Origin of the sequence: Acinetobacter sp. Gutcm_16 (genome assembly GCF_028649355.1) — a bacterium.
GTDB classification, from domain to species: Bacteria; Pseudomonadota; Gammaproteobacteria; order Pseudomonadales; family Moraxellaceae; genus Acinetobacter; species Acinetobacter johnsonii.
This window is the reverse complement of record NZ_JAQSUV010000024.1, coordinates 54,049-77,083: the sequence shown is the minus strand read 5'-3', so window position 1 is coordinate 77,083 and position 23,035 is coordinate 54,049. Positions and strand designations below refer to the sequence as shown.

21 protein-coding genes are annotated in these 23,035 nt (G+C 42.2%); 13 read left to right on the top strand and 8 right to left on the bottom strand.

Going from position 1 to position 23,035, the window contains the following annotated elements; genetic code table 11:
* Window positions 1-98 precede the first annotated feature (98 nt).
* The 3 genes from PTT44_RS05535 (at window position 99) to PTT44_RS05525 (ending at window position 1,995) form a co-directional block, all read left to right on the top strand.
* Window positions 99-1,013, top strand: a complete 915-nt coding sequence (locus PTT44_RS05535) for a pseudouridine synthase (protein WP_168159263.1) — start codon at window positions 99-101, stop codon at window positions 1,011-1,013.
* 112 nt (window positions 1,014-1,125) lie between these two features.
* Window positions 1,126-1,461 (top strand): type II toxin-antitoxin system RelB/DinJ family antitoxin, encoded by a 336-nt coding sequence (locus tag PTT44_RS05530; RefSeq protein ID WP_004696803.1) that lies wholly within the window; start codon window positions 1,126-1,128, stop codon window positions 1,459-1,461.
* 93 nt (window positions 1,462-1,554) lie between these two features.
* Window positions 1,555-1,995 carry a GNAT family N-acetyltransferase gene (locus PTT44_RS05525; RefSeq protein WP_004696801.1) on the top strand — a complete coding sequence of 147 codons (441 nt, stop codon included), beginning with the start codon at window positions 1,555-1,557 and terminating at the stop codon, window positions 1,993-1,995.
* Between the two features lie 10 nt (window positions 1,996-2,005).
* On the opposite strand, the gene PTT44_RS05520 is transcribed toward PTT44_RS05525, so the two are convergent.
* Window positions 2,006-2,740 (bottom strand): pseudouridine synthase, encoded by a 735-nt coding sequence (locus PTT44_RS05520; protein WP_168159264.1) that lies wholly within the window; start codon window positions 2,738-2,740, stop codon window positions 2,006-2,008.
* A gap of 135 nt (window positions 2,741-2,875) precedes the next feature.
* Here PTT44_RS05520 and PTT44_RS05515 point away from each other — a divergent pair, with 135 nt between their 5' ends.
* Both PTT44_RS05515 and PTT44_RS05510 read left to right on the top strand, forming a co-directional pair.
* Window positions 2,876-3,334, top strand: coding sequence for a DUF441 domain-containing protein (locus PTT44_RS05515; protein WP_168159265.1), 459 nt, complete (start codon window positions 2,876-2,878; stop codon window positions 3,332-3,334).
* A gap of 235 nt (window positions 3,335-3,569) precedes the next feature.
* Window positions 3,570-4,790 (top strand): MFS transporter, encoded by a 1,221-nt coding sequence (locus PTT44_RS05510; RefSeq protein ID WP_168159266.1) that lies wholly within the window; start codon window positions 3,570-3,572, stop codon window positions 4,788-4,790.
* Between the two features lie 211 nt (window positions 4,791-5,001).
* Here the strand turns inward: PTT44_RS05510 and PTT44_RS05505 are convergent, their stop codons facing one another.
* The 3 genes from PTT44_RS05505 to PTT44_RS05495 form a co-directional block, all read right to left on the bottom strand.
* A complete protein-coding gene (locus PTT44_RS05505) occupies window positions 5,002-5,985 on the bottom strand; it encodes an ion transporter (RefSeq protein WP_168159267.1) in 984 nt (327 codons plus the stop codon).
* Window positions 5,986-6,086: 101 nt separating this feature from the next.
* Entirely contained in the window at window positions 6,087-7,802 is a 1,716-nt protein-coding gene (locus PTT44_RS05500) for an AAA family ATPase (RefSeq protein WP_126036834.1), read from the bottom strand.
* 128 nt (window positions 7,803-7,930) lie between these two features.
* Window positions 7,931-9,895: a hypothetical protein gene (locus tag PTT44_RS05495; protein WP_168159268.1), complete on the bottom strand. Its 1,965-nt coding sequence runs from the start codon at window positions 9,893-9,895 to the stop codon at window positions 7,931-7,933.
* A 239-nt stretch (window positions 9,896-10,134) separates the two neighbouring features.
* Between PTT44_RS05495 and mdh the strand changes: the two genes are divergently transcribed.
* Both mdh and PTT44_RS05485 read left to right on the top strand, forming a co-directional pair.
* On the top strand, window positions 10,135-11,346 hold the full coding sequence (gene mdh / locus PTT44_RS05490) for an iron-dependent methanol dehydrogenase (protein ID WP_148825925.1): 1,212 nt from the start codon (window positions 10,135-10,137) through the stop codon (window positions 11,344-11,346).
* Between the two features lie 192 nt (window positions 11,347-11,538).
* A complete protein-coding gene (locus tag PTT44_RS05485) occupies window positions 11,539-12,510 on the top strand; it encodes an alpha/beta hydrolase (RefSeq protein ID WP_168159269.1) in 972 nt (323 codons plus the stop codon).
* A 28-nt stretch (window positions 12,511-12,538) separates the two neighbouring features.
* Here the strand turns inward: PTT44_RS05485 and PTT44_RS05480 are convergent, their stop codons facing one another.
* Window positions 12,539-13,714, bottom strand: a complete 1,176-nt coding sequence (locus PTT44_RS05480) for a helix-turn-helix domain-containing protein (protein WP_010326873.1) — start codon at window positions 13,712-13,714, stop codon at window positions 12,539-12,541.
* Window positions 13,715-13,912: 198 nt separating this feature from the next.
* Here PTT44_RS05480 and exaC point away from each other — a divergent pair, with 198 nt between their 5' ends.
* From exaC to eutC, 4 genes are all read left to right on the top strand, one after another.
* Window positions 13,913-15,424 (top strand): acetaldehyde dehydrogenase ExaC, encoded by a 1,512-nt coding sequence (exaC, locus tag PTT44_RS05475; protein WP_005401131.1) that lies wholly within the window; start codon window positions 13,913-13,915, stop codon window positions 15,422-15,424.
* A 245-nt stretch (window positions 15,425-15,669) separates the two neighbouring features.
* Window positions 15,670-17,115: an ethanolamine permease gene (gene eat, locus PTT44_RS05470; RefSeq protein ID WP_168159270.1), complete on the top strand. Its 1,446-nt coding sequence runs from the start codon at window positions 15,670-15,672 to the stop codon at window positions 17,113-17,115.
* Between the two features lie 12 nt (window positions 17,116-17,127).
* Window positions 17,128-18,513 carry an ethanolamine ammonia-lyase subunit EutB gene (locus PTT44_RS05465; RefSeq protein WP_168159271.1) on the top strand — a complete coding sequence of 462 codons (1,386 nt, stop codon included), beginning with the start codon at window positions 17,128-17,130 and terminating at the stop codon, window positions 18,511-18,513.
* A 10-nt stretch (window positions 18,514-18,523) separates the two neighbouring features.
* Window positions 18,524-19,339: an ethanolamine ammonia-lyase subunit EutC gene (eutC, locus tag PTT44_RS05460; protein ID WP_168159272.1), complete on the top strand. Its 816-nt coding sequence runs from the start codon at window positions 18,524-18,526 to the stop codon at window positions 19,337-19,339.
* 65 nt (window positions 19,340-19,404) lie between these two features.
* Here the strand turns inward: eutC and PTT44_RS05455 are convergent, their stop codons facing one another.
* Together PTT44_RS05455 and PTT44_RS05450 are read right to left on the bottom strand one after the other, a co-directional pair.
* Window positions 19,405-20,001, bottom strand: coding sequence for a 2-hydroxychromene-2-carboxylate isomerase (locus PTT44_RS05455; protein WP_168159273.1), 597 nt, complete (start codon window positions 19,999-20,001; stop codon window positions 19,405-19,407).
* Between the two features lie 11 nt (window positions 20,002-20,012).
* A complete protein-coding gene (locus tag PTT44_RS05450; protein WP_168159274.1) occupies window positions 20,013-20,780 on the bottom strand; it encodes an SDR family oxidoreductase in 768 nt (255 codons plus the stop codon).
* Between the two features lie 95 nt (window positions 20,781-20,875).
* On the opposite strand from PTT44_RS05450, the gene PTT44_RS05445 reads away from it, so the two are divergent.
* Together PTT44_RS05445 and PTT44_RS05440 are read left to right on the top strand one after the other, a co-directional pair.
* Entirely contained in the window at window positions 20,876-21,439 is a 564-nt protein-coding gene (locus PTT44_RS05445) for a TetR/AcrR family transcriptional regulator (protein ID WP_168159275.1), read from the top strand.
* A 116-nt stretch (window positions 21,440-21,555) separates the two neighbouring features.
* On the top strand, window positions 21,556-22,260 hold the full coding sequence (locus tag PTT44_RS05440; RefSeq protein ID WP_168159276.1) for a glutamine amidotransferase: 705 nt from the start codon (window positions 21,556-21,558) through the stop codon (window positions 22,258-22,260).
* A gap of 101 nt (window positions 22,261-22,361) precedes the next feature.
* On the opposite strand, the gene PTT44_RS05435 is transcribed toward PTT44_RS05440, so the two are convergent.
* On the bottom strand, window positions 22,362-22,958 hold the full coding sequence (locus PTT44_RS05435; protein WP_168159277.1) for a YceI family protein: 597 nt from the start codon (window positions 22,956-22,958) through the stop codon (window positions 22,362-22,364).
* Between the last annotated feature and the right edge of the window lie 77 nt (window positions 22,959-23,035).

Sequence of the window (23,035 nt, the reverse complement as noted above, 5' to 3'; positions counted from 1 at the left end):
GAACAATTATGATAGCACTGGACTCACAAAATGCCCAAGCCACAAGCTTGAAATCTCGTATTTAACTGCGCCAACCGATTAGATATTGCCTGCACATCATGCTCAACATAAAACCTGCTGAATTTTGCCCTCCCATGCTCAATGGCGTGAGCGCAAGTAAAGTGTTTCTGCCTAAATTAAAGCCAGCACCACACACCGTATTGGCTTATTTATCTGACCAATTTCCGCATATTGAAGCTACTGAGTGGCAGCAACGCTTTCATGATGGCTTGGTCTATGACGCTGTAGGTAATGTACTCCATACAGATTCGGCATATCGTGAAAATCAGCATGTGTTTTATTACCGCTTTTTAGCGGACGAAATTGAAGTGCCATTTCAGCATGATATTTTATTTGAAAACGATCATTTCTTAGTGGTGGATAAGCCGCACTTTCTGACCATCAGTCCAACGGGGCAATACGTTCAACAAACCCTATTGGTGCGCCTGAAAAAACAAACAGGCATTGAGCATTTAACGCCCATCCACCGCCTTGACCGTGAAACCGCTGGCTTAGTGATGTTTTCCAAATGCATTCACAGTCGAGGGATGTATCAGCAGATGTTTGCAGATCGACAGGTTCAAAAAACCTACCATGCAATTGCTCCTTTTCATCGCGAACTCAACTTTCCACATACTGTAAAGTTGCATATGCAAAAAGGTGAGCCGTTCTACACCATGCAGGTTTTGGACAAAGCACCGAACAGTGAAACTGAAATCATGCTTTTAGAGCATGATGCAACATGGGCAAAATATGAGCTTAAACCCGAGACAGGGAAGCAACATCAACTCCGTGTACACCTTAACTTCTTAGGCCTGCCGATTAAAAATGATCCGTTCTATCCTAAAGTTGTACATAAAGCCGACGATGATTTTAGTCAGCCTTTACAGCTCTTAGCCAAGCATCTTTCATTTAAAGACCCAATAACTCAACAGCTTATGCAGTTTATCTCCAATTTTGAATTGACACTGTAATCTGCTTGTCATTACAAAATAATTTAAAATTCCATTGTATGAATATTGAAATTACAATGGAATTGATTAAAATAACTTCTACCCTTAAGTCGTTCAAATTATTTAAAAAATCATGAGAAAAACAGAAGTCTATCAAATTCGACTCGATTCCCAAGAAAAGAAACAAGCTTTTGCAGTGTTTAAACAACTGGGAATTACACCTGCACAAGCCGTTCGTTTGTTCTTCAAACAAGTGGTTTTAACCAAATCCATCCCTTTCTCAATCGAAAACCAGAACATCAATCTTGAACAGCTGATTAAACTACGTAAGCTTAAGCAAGAACAAAAAGCGGTTGAACACATCACCAGCGCAGACTCAACTGCAACCAATGATTTATTTGCAGACGATGAACATATTGATCTATTTGAGGAATTAGCTGCAATCTTGGGAGAAAGTGACAAAACTTAACAGTGTTGCATTTCTAAACAAATTTTAGAAATATCCCTTTCAAAACTTAGGTATGCTTCATGTAAACATTATAAATACAGCATGGAGTAATACATGATCGTTAGACGTGCCACTTTAGAAGACTTAGAAAAACTTGCTGTATTATTTGATGAATATCGCCAATTTTATGGTGCATCTTCCAACTTAGCCCTTTCTCAAAAGTTCCTTAAACTTCGCCTTGAAAACGAACAAAGCGTCATCTTCATTCATGTCAAAGACGATGTGATTACAGGTTTTGTGCTGCTGTATTTAGGCTTTTCTTCTGTGGCCTGTGCAACTTACTATATTTTAGATGATGTTTACGTTTCTCCACCGCACCGTCGCCATGGTTCAGCAAAACAATTGATCGATACCGCGATTTTGTTTGCGCGACACGAAAAAGCCATTCGTATTACGCTTGAAACGCAAAAAAATAATTATCAATCCCACAGCTTATATGAAGCCATGGGCTTTGTAGCGGATAATGAATTTAAGACCTATCATTGCTTTCTATAGCATTCAGCGTCTAAAGACCTTCACTCTCAAGATCATTGCGTGTCTTGGCTAAAGCCACTTGTTCAGCATTTAAATAGGTCCAACGTCCCTCGACTAAATCTGGTATCCCCGTTAAGTCGAGCGCTCCAATTTGCTGACGATGCAAGCTCTCAACTTTATTTCCCACTGCCGCAAGCATACGTTTCACTTGATGATATACCCCTTGATGCACGGTCATTTGCAGTTCACATTCAGCTAAGCGTTTTACATCTGTTGCAGCAAAACTCCCTTTTTCATTTCGCAGTTCAACCCCTTGCTCCAGCTGTTGAACTTGTTCATCTGTAACAGGGTCGACCGTTTGCATGCGATACACCTTTGCCACATGCTTTTTAGGGTGTGTCAGCGCTTGTAAAAACTGACCATCATCGGTGAGTAACAATAAACCTGTGGTGTCTTGATCTAGACGACCCACACACTGAATACCACGATTCAAGAGCACATCGTCAAACAAATCAAAAACACTAAAATGATGCGTCGCCTGATGTGAACATTCATAGCCTTGAGGTTTGTTCAAGGCAATATAAACTTTTTCACGGTATTCAAAGCTCTTGCCGTGTACCTTGTAGTGCAGCGCATCCAATTTGAGTTTATGTTTAGGGTCAGTAATGATCTGCCCATCAATTTCAATGGCTGCATTTTTAATCAACTGTTGGCAATGCTTTCGCGAACCAAATCCTTGCGACTGCAACATTTTTTCCAACAGCATCAGCACACCACATTTTTAAATAAAGGCTCATTTTATACTGAAATACAGGGACATCAATCAAAGAACTCGGATCATTCGGCAAAGTGGCTAAAAAAACGTTACAATGCACATGTTTTTTTGACCAGTCTCTCCCCTATGCCGAACTTAGATTTGAATCTGATCGTCCTCCTGATCCTACTGGCTTGCGGTATTTTTAGTCACAATTCTGCGGTAACCATTGCTGCTGCAGTCCTCATTATTTTGCGGATGACACCACTGAATGAATACTTTCCACTAATTCAACAACATGGATTGAATATCGGGATTATCATTTTAACCATTGCAGTTTTAGTGCCGATTGCAAGTGGTAGAATTAGCGGTGAAAGTATTTTTAAATCTTTTTTAAGTGTTAAATCGTTACTTGCTATCGCCATTGGTGTTTTGGTTGCATGGCTAGGCGGGCGCGGCGTAAAACTGATGTCAAACCAACCCGATGTTGTTGCAGGCTTACTAGTCGGAACCGTTGCAGGAGTGGCTTTACTACGTGGCGTTCCAGTCGGCCCACTCATTGCGGCTGGGTTACTTACCCTAATCATTGGTACAGGACAGCCCTAGCCTAACAAATCCAAACTCTCAAACTAGGTCAGATTAATCTGTATTTGCTGCCTTTAAATTTGACTTCTTTTTATAGAAAGTCCACTCAATATAGCGCTATGAATAAATATTCATCGTGTAGAGCCTTCAGAGTTCATATGAATATACGCTTGCTTAGTTCACTTATAACTTTTTTGAACAACCAAATTTTAATGTGATAAAGAACGTATAATACTTTTCATTTTCTCGTCTATTTATGTCCTCTCAAGAAAATAGCATCCCGCCAACCCACCACTTATCTGTCATTATTTTGGCATTGGCACTCGGTGGTTTTTGTATTGGAACTACTGAGTTCGTTGCGATGGGACTCATCCAAGAGATCTCACAAAGTTTCAATCTCAGCATTCCTGTCACAGGGCATTTTATTAGTGCCTATGCTTTAGGTGTGACTATTGGCGCGCCTGTAATTGCCATTCTGGCCGCAAAGGTTCCGCGTAAAACGCTCTTAATTGGTCTCATGCTATTTTATGGTATCGCCAATGCCAGTACAGCTCTCGCAAACAGCTATGAGTCTATGCTGATATCGCGTTTTATTGCAGGTTTCCCTCACGGCGCTTACTTTGGTATTGCCGCTTTGGTGGTTGCCGATTTTGCTGGAAAACAAAAGCGTGCTTCGGCAGTCGCCATGCTCATGATGGGGCTGAATGTCGCGACCGTGATTGGTGTACCTTTTGCGACATGGCTGGGTCAGCTGTATGGTTGGCGTGCAGGTTTTGAGTTTTCTGCATCTATCGCATTTTTGACCGTGGTCGCGATTTGTTTTGGCCTACCTAAAATGCAGCTGGATCACACAGCCAGCATTCAAAATGAACTGCGTGGCCTTAAAAACACACAAATGTGGATCACGCTTGCTGTCGGTGCAATTGGATTTGGTGGGCTGTTTTCTGTCTATAGTTATGTATCGCCTATTTTGACTGAATATACCCATGCCAGCATTCAAGTCATTCCGTTTGCACTGGCATGTATTGGGCTTGGGTTGGTCATTGGTGGTGTTGTCGCAGGACACTTTGCCGATAAAAATTTAAACAAGGCAATTATTTGGGTCTTAGTTTCCAATGCCTGCTCTTATGTACTTTGTGCCCTGTCTATGGATCACCTTGCCACTGCTTTTATTGCACTCTTCTTAGTCAGCTTCAGTATTGCAGGTTTGGGGCCTTTACTCCAAACCCGCTTAATGGATGTCGCTGGTAATGCACAAGGCTTAGCAGCTTCGCTGAATCATTCTGCATTTAATATTGCCAATGCTTTTGGTGCTTTCCTGGGCGGCTGGTTAATTAGCCAAGGTTTAGGTTGGCTAGCTCCAATCTGGGTCGGAGTTTTACTAAGTTTAGGTGGGCTGATTATTTTATTGTTGGCTTTTCAGCATGAGAAAAAGTCGATATCAGCATGTAAAAATGATGCAAATCAGGCTTGTTAACCCCCTATAAATGACTTTTATCTAAAAACAATCAGCGTGCATAAAAATTCAATCGTATTGTTATGCACGCTTTTACAATCCATCATTCAGATTAATATCAGGCCGTTAAGAATCTTACTGGCATTTTTTAAACTCTAGGTTTTATTCGATACGCGATAACGTCATCCGCATTAAGAAGTTAAATACGAAACTCCTTAACTGACTGGCATAATCATTCAGGTAGTTTCTTCCCGCAGTGTGGACAATAGGCATATTGCTCACGCTCTTGCCTTAAAGATTCTTCTTTTTGTTCACGAATGAGCTGTAAAATAATATCGTGTGTTTGCTCTTTGGTCAGCCCAACTTCTTTACGAACTTCTTCAATTTTTTCTGTCTCTAAGACAAAATCAATATCGCTATTTTGGATTAATTCTCGAAATCTAAGCTCAAGTTTTTCTTTACGCTGCTCAAGTTCATTGGCCAAACCATTGGCTAAAATACCCGCAGGCAATGCGGCCAAACCTACCCCTAAAATGGTAATAATCGCACCAAGAAAGCGTCCTAGCGGTGTAATTGGTGTCACATCACCATAACCCACGGTCGTCAGTGTGACTACGGCCCACCACATTGAAGCTGGAATAGAGCTGAAAACTTCAGGTTGTGCCTGACTTTCAATCAAATACACCCCTGCAGCCGCCATAATGATCATAATCATTAAGATGAAAATAACCGCTTGAAATGAGCCTTTTTCGCGCTCAATGACACGTAATAAAATTTGTAGAGAGACAAAGTAGCGGGTGAGCTTGAGAAGTCGGAGCAAACGAACAATTCTTAAGAATCGTAAGTCGAACTGAACAAAGAAGTTTAAATACGCAGGTAGAATAGCCAAAAGGTCGATAATCGCCCCACCACTTTTGACCCAATTTAGACGGTTTTTCCAATCCGACTCAAAACTATTAGCTTCAGCAATTGACCAAAAACGTAAGAGATATTCGACGCTAAAAACGATAATAGAAAAGATTTCAAAATAATAGAAAAAGTCATGGTACGACACATAGTACTTTTGCACCGACTCCAGCAAAACCGCAGCTGCATTACTCATAATCAGTGCAATAAGAAAATAGTTCAACCCTCGACTTAAGGGCGTCTCATAATCTTCATTATGCAAATTGTTATAAACAAATTTGCGTAGCGTGTACCAAGCTGTCAATTTCATTACGATTCTAAGTTATTCTTATCCCTTAAAATTCAGTTTAACTGAAGTTCCGGGCAAAGTAAGTAAGAAATTTCTGCGCGAAATGCCCTAGTTTTAAGATGTTATTCAATATATAACAGCGCTAAACGAACTTGGTCATAGCCCATACGTGGATTAGTCAGCTCCACAATAGGACGAAGCTTAATCGCACCATCCTCACTAAAATGTTCTGTTTGCTGACGCTTCATTAAACGTTTATAAATTTTCCGCACTTGCTCAACTACTTCTTCTCCAGGATGTGCCACGGAAATATCTAAGCCTTGCTCTTTATGCAACTTTGCTAAATGGTTGATAATGGTTGCAGCCGTCAAACCGCGCTCTTGTGCGATATCGGCAATTTCATAACCACCTTCAAACAATTCACGTGTTTCATCGAGTGTTGCAGAAGCATAGTTGGCTTTACCTGCATTACGGGCAATTTTCTTTTCATTACGCTCAATCTCAATTTCATTGAGCGTTCCACCACAGTGACGAATAAAGGCCTTGTGCTGTGGCTCAAGATCAATGGCCTCAAAATGTGTTTCGGCTTCATCGGAGAGTTCTTGGAAGCGGCGGTCTGCCTTAATGGCAAGACTATCTAACTCCAAAGCTTGTTCATTAAAACCCAGTAGCCTTAAACCATCCAAAGTCTTTAAGCGCGACAAAGCCACATAGCCCTGTCCTTTTTCAAAAGTATGGCTGAGGTTAATTTCCGCTGCCGCTAAAGTCATCCCTTGCGACTTATGAATGGTAATGGCCCATGCCAAACGCAATGGAATTTGCTGAAAACTGGCAATGGTTTTGCCTGCATCATTGTCCACTGACCATGTTTCAGGCTCAACCACCAGTACAGTGCCATCAGTCAGTTTGACCTTCGGCAAGATCCCAAAGTCATCATCTTCTTCAAAACCCACTACTTCGCCTAAACTACCGTTGATATAGCCCACATCGAAGTTGTTCTTTACAAACATTACTTTGGCATTTTTTTTGAGGGTTAGGTTTTCAGGTGCTCGCACAGAAGACTTTAAGGTTTCAATAAGCTTGTCATTACCATCACACACCGCCTCAAACTGGCGACCTTCATTTTCAATTTCATTCAAATGTTTGAAGTTGATGGTGTCCACATCCATATTATGCGTATATAAACGTGTAAAGATTTCCCCAATATCTTGCTGACGTGTAGCTTGTAAAGCCTGCAAGTGCTGAGAATTAATACTCTGACTGCGGATGGCATTTAAAATATCATTGAGATAATCATTGCCCTGACGGTGCTGCTCAGTCAAATAACACACACGAAACTTGGCTTCGACCCAAGCATCAGACATAAAACAGAATTTATCGCGATTGCGTTCTTCATTTTTACCAACTGGCGGTAACTGGAAGAAATCACCTGCAACAATCACTTGAATCCCGCCAAACGGCTCTTCACTTTCTTTAAAGAACTTAAGGACTTTATTGACCAAATTGAGTTGCTTAGCATGTAACATCGAAATTTCATCGATGATTAAGACTTGGGCATTTTCTAAATGCTCTTTTAAGTATTTACGTTCTTTCATGCGTTTGAGTTCATCTTCCCCCAACGCATCTTTAATTCCAATGCCAGCCCAAGTATGAATGGTCATCCCATTCATATGCGTTGCGGCAATACCTGTAGAAGCAGTAATCGCCACAGGCACTTTACGAGCTTTTAAATAGTTAATGTATTGGTTCAGCGTATAGGTTTTTCCTGCACCAGCGGAACCGGTTAAAAAGACATTTTCGCCCGCTTTTAAGAGTTTGAGTGCAGTTTCTTGCTTCATAAGACCTATACCATTGATGAACGGCTATAGCCTACCGAGTTTTTGCTAAAAAGTTAAGCAGATCTCGTCATACAGTAAATGATGTGCGACAAATTAGGTCCATTGTTGTTTAATTTTTAAGAGCTTGGTTATTGGGTTTGATTCAGCATGGCAATGAATTGTTCAGCGACGACAACATCATCAGGTAGCGCTTTTTGGTTATTTGGATATTCAAGCTGATCAAATAACAGTTGCCCTGCAATATAATGACAACCGAGCGTCAAGTGCCGCTGTGCGTCGGTATGACTCATATGAAATGCAGCATATTCACGAACGATAATTCGCTCAGCAAAACTGGCTGCTAAGCAATGTTGAAAGCGACGTGACTCAGCAATGATGCGATCAATATCTTTGAGCTCCTCAAGCACCCAACTCTCAATAAAATAATAAGCTTCATGGCTGATCGGTTGCCATGAGACATAACCAAGCTTTCGTTTCAGTTCCGCAAGTAGCTCTTGGCTATGCAACTGATCATGCCACTGCATAGCCTGATGAAATAGGCTCTTCCATGTGACATTTTTTAAAACCTCCTTTTGCGTCTCAAAATGTTCAGGCAAATAATCGCGCACATAAGCATCAAACACCGAAACTCGTAAAGGCGGCCGATTTAAATAAAACAACTGTCGAAAGCTTTCAATATGCAGTTTATGTTGCTTTAACTGAAGATAAAAATCACGGTGTTGTTGCTTATCTTCGCTAAAATAAATCACTAAGTCTTCAGGAAGTTCCTGCGCAATTTTATCTAGATGCTGAATATAGGCCTGCATTACGCGACTCAATTTTGTGTAGACCCGTTTCCCCCATTCAGGTTGTTGTTCGACCACACGGTGCAGCAGTTCAAGCCATTCATCTAAATACAAAATAGATGGGCTGATCGCTATCCGCTGATCATCCATATCTTGGCGTCTATTTTTTAAGACCACATGCTGGTTGGCCTCCAGCTCAAACCAGTGCTGTTGTAAGGCATGCTCATAGCAACTTTGTATAAATAAGCGAGCCGCCACATGTTGAAAGTACTTTAAAGTCGTGACAATAATTTCAGGATGATAAGACTGCGTATCGAGATAACTTAAAGCCGTTACGGCAACGCGTATACTACTGTGCTGAATATTTTGACTAACCCAGTCTGTCACCACCGCTTTTTGCTTGAATAACCAATTTATGGTACGGCTTTCATCAAAAATAGGGAGTTTGGCGACCTTTTTTTGCCATGTCTTAGTTTCAGCTTTTAAAAAATGGCGCTTTGCCAACAAATCACGCGATGTCCAAAGATCCCGATGCATAAGCCGCACAAAGCCAAGCATATGGGGCTGCTCTTTAGCATGCGGATATAACAAGTGAATGTCGTGTTTATGATCCATCAACTCTTGTAAAGAAAACCGTTCAGGAAATGCCGTTTGTACAATGCGATACACATACGGATCTAAGAGTTGACTAGCACTACAACACAGCTCGTCATAACTACTCATCAAAGACTGTAGCGGTAAAATATCTTCCGCCTGATCTGCATCTAAGTTACATAAGCGCTGCAACTCGGCCAGCAAACTTCGCTCAGAAGCTGGATCAGCTGTATTGAATTCAACTTGCTGGCATAACTGTTGAAAGAGTTCTGATTGTGTTTCCCGTATTTCAGTCAAAATTGTTTGCACGCGACTCGGTCCATCGAACAAAACAAACACTTGTTGAAGAATCAGCTGACGCAGCTGTTTAACTTTATTGCGCAAATACAAAGAATGTTGTGGGGACTGATCACCCACTAAAAACACAATGTCGTGTAAACAAAACTCTTCGAGCGTTTCTGCATAGTGCCCTTGATAGATAAACTGTGGAACACACAGCTCCATCTGTTCAGCTGGCGCATAAAACTGAATATGAAAACAATGATTTAAAATTTGAATCCGTTGTTGTTTTGCATCGACACTTAAAACGTTTTGCACATTGAGTGTAGAGAGAAATGCGGACTGATCGTGATAAAGCTGCTGAATACTTGGAACAACTTGTCTTAACTGTATAGCAAGACTTTGATATTGCTTAAGCTTATCATTTTGCTCCACGGCTTTTCCTCTTTGAATTTGGCTATTTTCACCACAACTTCAAAACCAATATAAACAAATCCCGAACCACAGGCTATGCCTTTTATCGATAGCCATTTTGTTCATTGAAGCCATTTTTCCTCATTCCCTTACTGATGGTAGGTATTTGGTAGGTACACAAGTTTTTTGAATCATTCGATACTCTAAAAACGGTAATGAGCACCGATAACAACATAAATAATGGTAGAAGGAATCGCACCATGGCTTTTAAAAATATTGCAGATCAAACTAACGGTTTTTATATCCCTTGTGTTTCACTTTTTGGCCCAGGCTGTGCCAAAGAAATTGGTGGTAAAGCACAAAACCTCGGTGCAAAGAAAGCACTGATTGTGACCGACGCAGGTTTATTTAAATTTGGCGTAGCCGACACCATTGCAGGATATCTCAAAGATGCAGGTGTTGATAGCCACATCTTCCCAGGTGCAGAACCGAACCCAACTGACATCAATGTCCACAACGGCGTGACTGCGTATAACGAACAAGGTTGTGACTTTATTGTGTCCTTAGGTGGTGGTTCTTCGCATGACTGCGCTAAAGGTATTGGACTCGTGACTGCGGGTGGTGGTCATATTCGTGACTACGAAGGAATTGATAAAAGTACGGTTCCAATGACTCCTCTTATTGCCATCAACACCACGGCAGGTACAGCATCAGAAATGACTCGCTTCTGTATTATTACCAATACAGATACCCATGTAAAAATGGCAATTGTAGACTGGCGCTGCACTCCACTAATTGCAATTGATGACCCTAAACTGATGATTGCAAAACCTGCAAGTTTAACGGCAGCAACAGGTATGGATGCATTAACCCATGCGGTAGAAGCCTATGTTTCAACAGCCGCAAACCCAATCACTGATGCCTGTGCTGAAAAAGCCATTTCGATGATTAGCGAATGGTTAAGTCCAGCCGTTGCGAACGGTGAAAACTTAGAAGCACGTGATGCCATGAGTTATGCACAATATTTAGCAGGTATGGCATTTAACAATGCATCTTTGGGTTATGTCCATGCTATGGCTCACCAACTCGGTGGCTTCTATAACCTACCTCACGGCGTATGTAATGCAGTCCTACTCCCACACGTCTGTGAGTTCAACTTAATTGCCTGCCCTGACCGTTATGCACGTATTGCTGAACTGATGGGAGTTAACATCACAGGTTTAACTGTGACAGAAGCTGGATATGCTGCCATTGACGCAATTCGCGAACTATCTGCATCGATTGGTATTCCATCGAGCTTGTCTGAACTGGGTGTGAAAGAGCAAGATTTGGGTGTTATGTCTGAAAATGCGCAAAAAGATGCCTGCATGCTGACGAATCCACGTAAAGCAAACCATGCTCAAGTGGTCGACATCTTCAAAGCTGCACTCAAGTCAAGTGCTTCAGTGGTCGATTTTAAAGCAGCGGTCTAAGTTCTTTCCTTAACTTTTTGTTTGCTTTGACAATTTAAGTGGAATGAAACAGACGTCCATACTGTTTCATTCAGGTAAGCCTAATCCTTGCTTACCTGTGCACTTAAATTGTCTTTTTTTATTTGTGGTTGACAAAGTTTTGCACTTCATCAAGGATAAGAAAACTCATGACAATAACAACCAGAGCAAATTATGTCAGCAACTCAAACTCATCCTGCGTATCAACCTGATGTCCTCGGCGAAGGCTATGAACAATTAAAACTCAGTTTTCCAGACGATTATGAAGGTGCTGTATGCGCAACCCTCGTACGCAAAAAAGCACCGCAAAATACTCAAAAAGCTGTGCTGTATATCCATGGCTTTATTGACTACTTTTTCCAAAACGAAATGGCTGAACAATTTAATCAGCATGGTTATGATTTTTATGCGCTCGATTTAAGAAAATATGGTCGTTCTCACCTGAGCCATCAAAAATACTACAACGTCCGTGATCTCAGCGAATACGATGCTGAAATTACCCAAGCCTTAGAGATCATTGGCAATGAAGGCCATACTACGGTGCTACTTGCAGGGCACTCTACGGGTGGTTTAATCACGACTTTATACGCTGCACACAATCCTAAGCATCCGCTGATCAAAGCACTTTGGGCCAATAGCCCTTTTTATGATTTTAATATGCATCCCATGAAGCGCAAACTTGGCGTGCCGCAGCTCAGTCGACTCGCAAAGCATTTTCCTGACCTCAAGTTTCCAAGTGAACTGAATAAATGGTATGTACCGAGCCTACATCAAAACGAGCATGGTGAATGGAACTTTGATTTGGAGTGGAAACAACCAAGCTATTCTATGGTTCGGATCAGCTTTGTACGTGCAATCCATGAAGCACAGAAAGAAATTCATCGCGGTGGTTTGAAGCTCTCTGTTCCTACACTCATCATGCATTCACATCAAACGCTCAACCCAAAGAAATGGGGCCTAGCCGCGCAAACCAGTGATGTGATTTTAGATGTTAAAGACATTGAAAAGCAGGCCAAAAATTTACAAGGTGACGTCAGTGTCGTGACCATTCACAATGGTTTACACGACTTAGTCCTCTCCGCACCTGAAGTTCGTGCCGAAGTCTATGCTAAGCTGTTCCAGTGGCTCGAGCAAAAATTAACGTAATACACCCGTCCAACACAATTCATAATTTTTAAATTTTATATTTCTCAAGTAGCTGATGCGCAGGATGTCCATCTGGTGTCAGCTCAATGAGTCGCTCAACAGCATCAATCGCCTCTGGGTAACGTGCAACATGTTTAAACAACATATCGGTTTCATTTGCTTTAAAAATCGCACTGCTTAAACGTGACTCCAAGCAGTCACGCCATGCACATAGAAACGGACTTTCTGTTTTAGGCAGTAAAACCCCTGAACACAGCTTCAATGCGGTCTCGATATACGCAGCATCTAAGGCTTGCTCAGCTTGTAAAAAATCAGCCTCGATATGCGCCAAAATTCGATAGGGACGAGAACCCAACATACCACCAAGCAAGTCACGCAATTGTGACATTTCGGCCTTAAGTGTTCCCACACTCACCTTGCGCTCACCATATAAGGCCTGATGCAAAGTATCTAAAGTCATACCCTGTGGGCACAACGCCAAGATGGTCAAAATTTCAATTTGTCGCGGTGTGAGGACCATCACTTTGCCATTGAAATGTACTTGTGGCACACCAAAAGCACGGATATATAATTGTTGACGCTGGTATTCTAACAGTGCCGTTTGAATGATAGATGCACAGCGCTCTGCTGCGAGTAGACCAAGGCTATTGTGGTTTTTCCATGTGGTGGATAAATCAATCACCCCAAGGACGTGTTTTGAGTAAGGGTCGATGATCGGCGCAGCATAACAGACCCAATCATGGATGGAGCTCATGTAGTGCTCATTTGAAAAGACACAACTTGACTGTTGCGTTTTTAAGGACAAGGCCAATGCATTGGTTCCCACCAATTCCTCACGCCACTGTCCACCTTCAACAAAATGTACACTTTCTGCCGCATTACGCATTTGTCTACTGGATGCACTCCAAATAATGGTACTACCAATATCGCCTACAGCGACAACCATAGACGACTGCTGTGCAATATGTCTTAGTTCATCTGCACAATAACTTAAAGCGTGCTGTAGCGCTGAACCTTGTGACATAGAACCTTCAGAAATGGGCGCAGCAAAGCGATCCTTTGGAATTTCTGCTGAGTTAGAGCGCTGCCATGAACTTGCAATACTTTTTCCCAATTGTTCAGCTTGTACCGTCGAAATACTGCTACTGGTTCTAAGCTTTTCTATTTCTTGTCTTTTCTGTATTAAATGTTGCATTGCCATCATTCCTTATTCTCAAAACAATTCCTGATATACGTCCACTGTATTACTTGGTTGTAAACATTTGTCAAAGGCTTGTAAACCTCCTTCCTTCCAACCTTTTTCCAACCTTATATTAGTTATGCTACTTAAATATTGTACAGATGTACCTTATACCAAAGCTGTAGATGCTTTTAAAAAATCAATAAGCAAAGGAACTTCAATATGCGCTATGTAGACCCTAACCAATCTGGTTCTAAAGTAGAATTTAAAGCACAGTATGACAACTTTATTGGTGGCGAGTGGGTTGCTCCAGTAAAAGGTGAATACTTTGAAAATATCTCCCCTGTCGACGGTAAAGTTTTTACAAAAGTCCCTCGCTCATCTGTAGAAGACATCGAACTTGCACTTGATGCTGCGCATAAAGCCAAAGAACAATGGAATAAATCTTCTCCTACTACACGTTCAAATTTACTCCTTAAAATTGCAGATCGTCTAGAACAAAATCTAGAAAAATTGGCTGTAGCTGAAACATGGGATAACGGTAAACCGATTCGTGAAACGCTCGCAGCGGACATTCCTTTAGCCATTGACCATTTCCGCTATTTCGCAGGTTGTATCCGTGCGCAAGAAGGCGGCATTTCTGAAATTGATGAAGATACCATTGCCTATCACTTCCACGAACCATTGGGCGTGGTAGGACAAATCATTCCATGGAACTTCCCAATTTTGATGGCGACATGGAAAATTGCTCCAGCACTTGCTGCGGGTAACTGTATTGTTTTAAAACCTGCTGAACAGACGCCTGCGAGTATTTTGGTTTTAATTGAACTCATTCAAGACTTACTCCCACCTGGTATTTTAAACATCGTCAACGGTTATGGTGTTGAAGTGGGTCGTCCTCTGGCAACCAATCCACGTATTGCTAAAATTGCATTCACTGGCTCTACTGCTGTGGGTCAAATGATCATGCAATATGCCACTGAAAACGTAATTCCTGTGACTTTGGAATTAGGTGGTAAGTCTCCAAACATCTTCTTTGAAGACATTATGGATCAAGACGATGAGTTCTTAGACAAAGCCCTTGAAGGTTTTGCCATGTTTGCGCTTAACCAAGGTGAAATCTGTACGTGCCCATCGCGCGCTTTAGTTCAAGAAAGTATTGCAGATAAATTCCTTGAAATGGCAGTTGAACGTGTGAAACGCATTAAAACGGGTCACCCGCTCGATACAGAAACGATGATTGGTGCGCAAGCTTCACTTGAACAACAAGAGAAAATCTTGGGTTGTATCGCAACAGGTCGCGGTGAAGGTGCACAAGTACTGACAGGTGGTAGTGAGCGTAATGAAGTGGGTTCTGGTTTCTATATTGAACCAACCATTTTCAAAGGCACCAATGACATGAAAATTTTCCAAGAAGAAATTTTTGGGCCTGTACTTTCAGTGGCAACATTCAAAGACTTTGACGATGCCATTAAAATTGCCAACGACACTATTTATGGTTTAGGCGCTGGTGTATGGTCACGTTCAGCACATACGTCTTACCGTGCAGGTCGCGCAATTCAAGCGGGTCGAGTTTGGACCAACTGTTACCATATCTACCCTGCGCATGCCGCTTTCGGTGGTTATAAAAAGTCAGGGATTGGTCGTGAAAACCACAAAATGATGCTCGATCATTACCAACAAACTAAAAACTTACTTGTGAGCTATGCAACCAAGCCTATGGGCTTCTTCTAAGCACTTAGCTTATTCGTATACAGTTCTCTATGTGTTTAGGGTGATTCGTTACCCTGAACACCATCAACCATCAACCATCAACCATCAACCATCAACCATCAACCATCAACCATCAACCATCAAAACAATAATTCAAAACTGTGTCATATAAACATTAGACAGGACGTCTAGTCGCTTGGTACTGAAATTGCATAAATATTGCATCCATCAAGCCATCTATAAAAACTCAAGATATGGAGCTTCACATGACCGATTCTCCCATTAACAGCTCAACGACTCCACTCTCTACTTCAACTGTAAGCACATCTGACGACTATTTTGAAAAAAGGCAACTGAAACAAGGTGCTGTAGGCTGGCTATTATTAGTCGGTTTAGGCGTGGCTTATGTCATTTCTGGCGACTTTGCTGGCTGGAACTTCGGTCTTGCTCAAGGTGGCTGGGGCGGTATGTTTATCGCAACGGTTGTCGTAGCCATCATGTACTTATGCATGTGCCTGTCTATGTCTGAAATGGCCACCATGCTGCCCACTGCGGGAGGTGGCTATAGCTTTGCGCGTGCCGCATTTGGCCCATTTGGTGGCTATCTCACTGGCACGGCGATTTTAATTGAATATGCCATCGCCCCTGCGGCTATCGCATGCTTTATTGGTGCCTACTGCGAGGCCTTATTTGGTGTCGGTGGATGGATCATTTATCTCATCTGCTATCTGGTTTTTATGGGTATTCATCTTAAAGGTGCAGGTGAAGCCCTCAAGATTATGTTTGTCATTACCGCCATTGCAGCCGTAGCTCTTTTTGTCTTTATCATCGCAATGGCGCCACATTTTAACAGCGCCAACTTATTTAACATTGCACCAACTGAAAATATCGGTGCAAGTAGCTTCCTACCGATGGGTTATATTGGTATTTGGGCGGCCGTACCCTATGCCATTTGGTTCTTTTTAGCGGTGGAAGGTGTACCACTGGCAGCAGAAGAAGCCAAAGATCCATCCAAATCATTACCACGTGGTTTGATCGGTTCGATGCTGATTTTGGCCGCTTTTGCCCTGCTTATTCTGTTCTTAGGTGCTGGTGCTGCTGGTGCAGAGCAACTTAAAGAATCAGGCGCACCCTTAGTTGATGCACTGGTAGCCGTCTATGGTCAAAACAGCTGGTTAGGCAGTTTTGTCAATTTTGTCGGTCTGGCAGGTTTAATTGCAAGTTTCTTCTCCATCATCTATGCCTATTCACGTCAAATTTTCGCCTTATCCCGTGCGGGTTATTTACCAACCTCGTTATCCCTGACCAATAAAAACAAAGCGCCCTATTTAGCGATTATTATTCCCGGCATCATTGGTTTTTTATTGTCCCTAACAGGTGAAGGTGATCTGCTCATCCTGATGGCGGTATTTGGTGCGACTATTTCTTATGTCTTGATGATGCTTTCTCACATTAAACTGCGCATCAGCCGTCCAGAGTTGCATCGTCCCTATAAAACCCCAGGTGGGATTGTCACCTCATCAATTGCTTTGGTTTTAGCCAGTATTGCGGTGATTGCTGGTTTTGTGGTGGATCCTAAAGTTTGGTTTATGGCTGCCGCTATTTATGCGGTCTTTATTGCCTACTTTATTTTCCATAGTCGCCATCGACTCGTTCAGGGTACACCTGAAGAAGAGTTTGAAAGTATTCGTAAGGCCGAACAAGACTTATAGAGGGCCTATGACATGACTTATAAAACGTTGATTGGACATCAGCACTATGTGTTTAATGATTTAAAAACTTTAATGGCGAAAGCAACCCCGCTGCGCTCAGGTGATCAACTTGCAGGTGTTGCGGCGGAAAATGCCACGGAACGTGTTGCTGCACAAATGGCATTGGCCGATGTTCCATTGAAGCAGTTTTTAACTGAAGTGTTGATCGACTATGAACAGGATGAAATAACCCGCCTGATTATCGATGAGCACCGTAGTGATTTATTTGCGCCGATTTCACATTTTACTGTAGGAGACTTTCGTAACTGGCTACTCAGTGAAGATGCAACTACGCAGAAATTACAACAACTTGCGCTCGGTTTAACCCCTGAAATGGTGGCTGCGGTGAGTAAAATTATGCGCAATCAAGACCTCATATTGGTTGCGAGTAAATGTGAAGTCGTCACCCAATTTCGCAACACCATCGGTTTAAAAGGTCATCTCTCGACCCGTTTACAACCGAATCATCCGACTGATGATCTCTTGGGGATATCGGCCAGTATTTTAGATGGCTTGATGTATGGCAATGGTGATGCCGTCATTGGGATTAATCCTGCAACCGATAACCTACAAAATTTATCGGAGCTGCTCAAACTACTCGATCATGTGATTCAAGAGCATCACATTCCGACCCAGTCTTGCGTGCTGACGCATATCAGTTCAGGGATTCAATTGGCTGAGAAAAACGTGCCGATTGATTTAATGTTTCAATCGATTGCAGGTACACAGCGCGCCAATGAAGGTTTCGGCATTAACCTTGAATTATTACGTGAAGGCTATGAAGCGACACTCGCACTCAAGCGTGGGACTGTGGGACAAAATGTGATGTATTTTGAAACAGGTCAAGGCAGTGCTTTATCTAGTAATGCACATCACGGCGTAGATCAACAAACCTTAGAAGTCCGTGCCTATGCGGTAGCACGTAAATTCAACCCGCTGCTAGTGAACACTGTGGTTGGGTTTATTGGCCCAGAGTATTTATACAATGGCAAACAAATTATCCGTGCAGGCTTGGAAGACCATTTTTGTGGAAAGCTCCTAGGCTTACCTATGGGCTGTGACATTTGCTATACCAACCATGCCGATGCCGACCAAAACGACATGGATGTGCTACTCACCCTTTTCGGTGCAGCAGGTTTGAACTTTATTATGGGCATTCCTGGTTCGGATGACGTCATGCTGAATTATCAAACCACGTCATTTCATGATGCGCTGTATTTAAGGCAACTTCTGGGCTTAAAAGCCGCACCTGAGTTTGATCTGTGGTTGGCTGAACAAGGCATCTTTAAACAACAGCAGCAGCATATTCTCTGGCCAGAACATATCCCGCCACAATTTGAAAGACTTTTGCATATATAAGGAGCAGCTTATGTCACTTGTTCCTCTAGAAAATTATCAATCTGAACAGCATCAGGATGTTTGGGAAAACTTAAAGAAATTTACCGATGCCCGCATCGCCATTGGTCGCGCTGGCTGTAGTATCCCGACCCATGAACTGCTGAAATTTCAACTGGCGCATGCGGAAGCGCAAGATGCGGTACATCAAGCTTTAGATGTCGAACACTTAGTTGCGAGTTTTAATACACTAGGTTTGGATAGTCTGACGGTACACAGTCAAGCTGAAAATAAGCAAGAATACTTAAAACGTCCTGACTTAGGTCGCCTGTTAAGTCCAGCTTCACAACATGGTTTAGAGGTTTTTAAATCCAGTAATCCTCAAAACTATGATGTCTGCATTGTGATTGGTGATGGACTATCCGCACGGGCGATTGAAGAAAATGCAGTGCCTTTTATTCAGCATTTGATCTCACATCTGCACGCTGAGCACTGGAGCATTGCACCGATGGTGATTGCTACTGGAAGCCGAGTCGCTTTGGGTGATCCAGTTGCAGAGTGCCTACACGCGACTATGCTCGTGATGCTGATTGGCGAAAGACCCGGTCTAAGCTCACCTGATAGTATGGGCATTTACTATACATGGAAAGCAGCCTCAGGTACTTTGGATGCTAAACGAAACTGTATTTCAAATGTTCGACCTGCAGGCTTAAGCATTCCTGTTGCAGTACAACGGCTAATGTCTCTGATGCGTGGCTCTAAAAAACTCGGCTACTCAGGTGTAGACTTAAAAGATGAACATGAAATGGTCAGCCTAGACACGGAACATACGCCTAAGCGTTTATTTTAAATTGGAGCAGATCAGCCGTGATTTTACGGCTGATCTTAAAATAGCGTGTTCTGTTATCTTGGTTTTTAGCTAGCTTTATTCAGTGCTTGCTCTACAAAATGTAAACGATCTTGGCCCCAATACATTTCATCACCCACAAAGAATGTCGGTGCGCCGAAAATGCCACGTAGAATGGCCTGTTCTGTTTCAGTGATCAGTTTTTGTTTCACCACATCCGACTGAACCATACTCATAATATCTTCTACAGAAAAGCCACTTGGTTTTAGCACTTCCGCCAAGACATTAGGTTCATTCAGATTTTGTGGTGTACCAAACATCGCATCGAATAAAAGTTTCAAAACTTGCTCAAACTTTTCTAGGTGCAACAATTGAACGCCTGTCAAAATGCGCATTAGGGTTAAAGTGTTCATCGGGAAATGCGGATTCATTTGCATTGGAATATGGTAATACTCCGCCCAGCGCTGCATATCTAAGATTGAATAAACCCCTTTGACAGGAATCTCTATCGGACTACGATTGCCTGTTGCTTTAAACACCCCGCCCAATAAAATAGGCTTATATACAATCTGAATCTCTTGCTGCTCTGCTATTTGCAGTAAACGATAGTAGGCCAAATAGCTATATGGGCTGCCTAAATCAAAATAAAATTCTACGCTTTTCATGCTTTGTCCTTTTACCACGTTTCCATCCAAGGTCTTAAATCTAACTCATGTGTCCATGCATCGCGCGGTTGCTGCGACAAATGCCAATAATTTTCTGCAATATGCACGGGATTTAATATGCCATCGTGTTCTTTGCGCGCGTACATGTCAGGAAAAGTGTCTTTAATAAAATCGGTATCAATTGCCCCATCCACCACCACGTGTGCCACATGAATATTTTTCGGACCGAGCTCACGTGCCATACTTTGCGCTAAGGCACGCAGTGCATGTTTCGCCCCAGCAAAAGCGGCAAAGTTTGCTGCACCTCTTATGCCTGCGGTTGCACCCGTGAAAATAATGCTACCGTGCTCACGCACGACCATACGCTTCGCCACTTCACGCCCTGTCAAAAATGCACCGAAACATGCCATCTCCCAAATTTTAAAATACTTACGTGCAGTTTCTTCTAAAATACTACATGGCACATTCGCTCCAATGTTAAACACTAAAACATCGATTTCACCAATATTGGCTTCAATTTCCTCTACCAAAGCGATGACTTGATCTTCTTTACGTGCATCAGACGCAAAGCCATATGCAATGCCACCTTCAGCTTCTATCTCTGCAATTAAGGGCTGGAGTTTTTCGGCATTTCTTCGCGTCATGCAGGCGATGTATCCACCACGTGCAAAACGTTTCGCAATTTCACCCCCTGTAGCATCTCCTGCGCCAATCACTAACGCGACTTTCTTTTTAGCATCAGCTTTTTGCAACTGCTGTTCTGGCTGTAGTCCATCCATAAATACACTCCCCCTTATAAAATAACGATCGTTATCATAACGATCACTATGTTATAGTTTTCAGCATCAGTCAATTTTATTTTGATGAAACTCCTATGCGCTATAAAACAGGCTATAAAGAAGAAAAACGTCAAGAGCTACTCAAAATCAGTGCTCAACTGGCCAAGAAACAAGGCTTTGCCAATACAGGTGTCGACGGTTTTATGAAAGCGGCTCAAATGACCAGCGGTGCTTTTTATTCGCATTTTTCATCGAAACATGAATTGTTTGAAGCACTGATCGAGTCCGAGTTACAACACAGCTTTCAAGCATGGCAAGCCAATCCGCATGACAATATCGAAGAGTGGATTGACTTCGAAATTGAACGTTATTTAGCGCTGTCTCATGTGCAACGTCCGGATCAAGGCTGTGTTATTCCCTCTCTTGCAGCCGAGGTAGCACGGAGTAGTGAAACAACAAAACTGTGTTTTCAACAGGAAATGCTTCGTGGTCACGCACTCTTTACACAACATCTAGGCAATGAAACACAAGCTTGGGCGGTACTGTGTCAACTGGTCGGTGCAATCGTCATGGCGCGCAGCATGGCGGATGAACATCTACAAAGAGAAATTTTAAGCTCAAGCAAATGGATGATTAAAAACATGCTACAGCTCAAGTAAAATCTTGGATTGAATTTATAGTTTTTTTCTACATCTTTTCTGATTTATTACCTTCAACTTCTACGCATTTCCCTGTACATTTTTACACTTCTTTAACCCCTGTGAACGAGCCAGCTATGACGACACTCCCCGATACCATATACGCGATTCAGCATCTTGCTTTTGAAGATTTGGGCGCATGGGAAGATGTGTTATATCAATTGGGTTATCGGGTACGATATTTTGAAGCCGGCAAAGATGATTTAGCTAAAGCATTGAACTACACAGGTCTAACCGTCATTTTAGGTGGGCCAATTGGGGTATATGAAACTGAAGACTACCCTTTCTTACAACAAGAAATAGACTTACTAAAAGTTCGTTTAGAAAAGAATTTACCCACTTTAGGCATTTGCTTAGGTGCACAGTTGATTGCACATGCACTCGGTGCAAAAGTATATGCAGGTCATAGCAAAGAAATTGGCTGGAGTCAGTTACAGCTCAATATCGTTGAACATAACCCATTACAAGCACTGGTAGGAACTGAAGTACTACATTGGCATGGAGACACCTTTGAACTCCCTGCTCAAGCTGAACTGTTGGCCAGCTCAGAAGTTTATCCCAACCAAGCTTTTCGTGTAGGCAAAACTATTCTAGGCTTACAGTTCCATCCTGAAGTCGCAGCAGACGGTTTAGAAAAATGGCTAATTGGGCATACTGCTGAACTTCGTCAAGCGAACATCAATATTCCAGCATTGCGTGCTGACAACCAACGCTGTGCAGCTCAACTAGAACATGTCTCTGGACAAGTTTTGGCAGCATATTTAAAAACCTTGGTTTCATAATTCAGCCATAATCCGCTCAATGCGTCTATTGCTCTAAATTTTAAGTTTACAGCAGACATAAAAAAGCACCTCTATGAAGGTGCTTTTTTTGGAGGTATGGCTTATTTTGCAACAGCTTTAGGCTGTGGAACTGATGCTTCAGTAGTGATATTCACAGTAATTATATCACCCACGTTAGGCACATATGCGCCTACACCAAAAGCAGAACGGTCAAATGAAGTGGTTGCGTTGAAACCAATTGACTGTGCCTTGGTCATTGGGTGCTCACCTTGTTTATTCAACACTGCATCTAAAACAACAGGCTTTGTCACATTTTTAATGGTTAAATCACCTGTGATTTTGTACTTATTCGCGCCAACAGCCTGTACTTTTGTACTTTTAAAGGTGATGGTTGGATATTTTGCTGCATCAAAGAAATCAGCCGCTTGTAAGTGTTCATCTAAAGCTTTTACGTTGGTGTTTAAGCTAGATAAAGGAATCGTTACATTCACCGATGAATTTGCAGGTTTTGCATTATCAACATTAATCACCCCCTGAATGTCGCTGAAGTTTGCAGATGGCGTTGAAAAACCAAAGTGACTCCATGTGAAAACTGTTGCTGTATGTGTAGGGTCAATTTGATATGCCACAGGTTTCGCCATAGCAAATGTAGTCGCAGTTGCAACAGCCAAACCGATTGTTAAAGCTTTAAAGTTCATGTTTTTATCTCACATTGGAATACTGCTTAGTCTATAGAGTTCTACAACGAATACATCTATAAAGATAAAACGATATG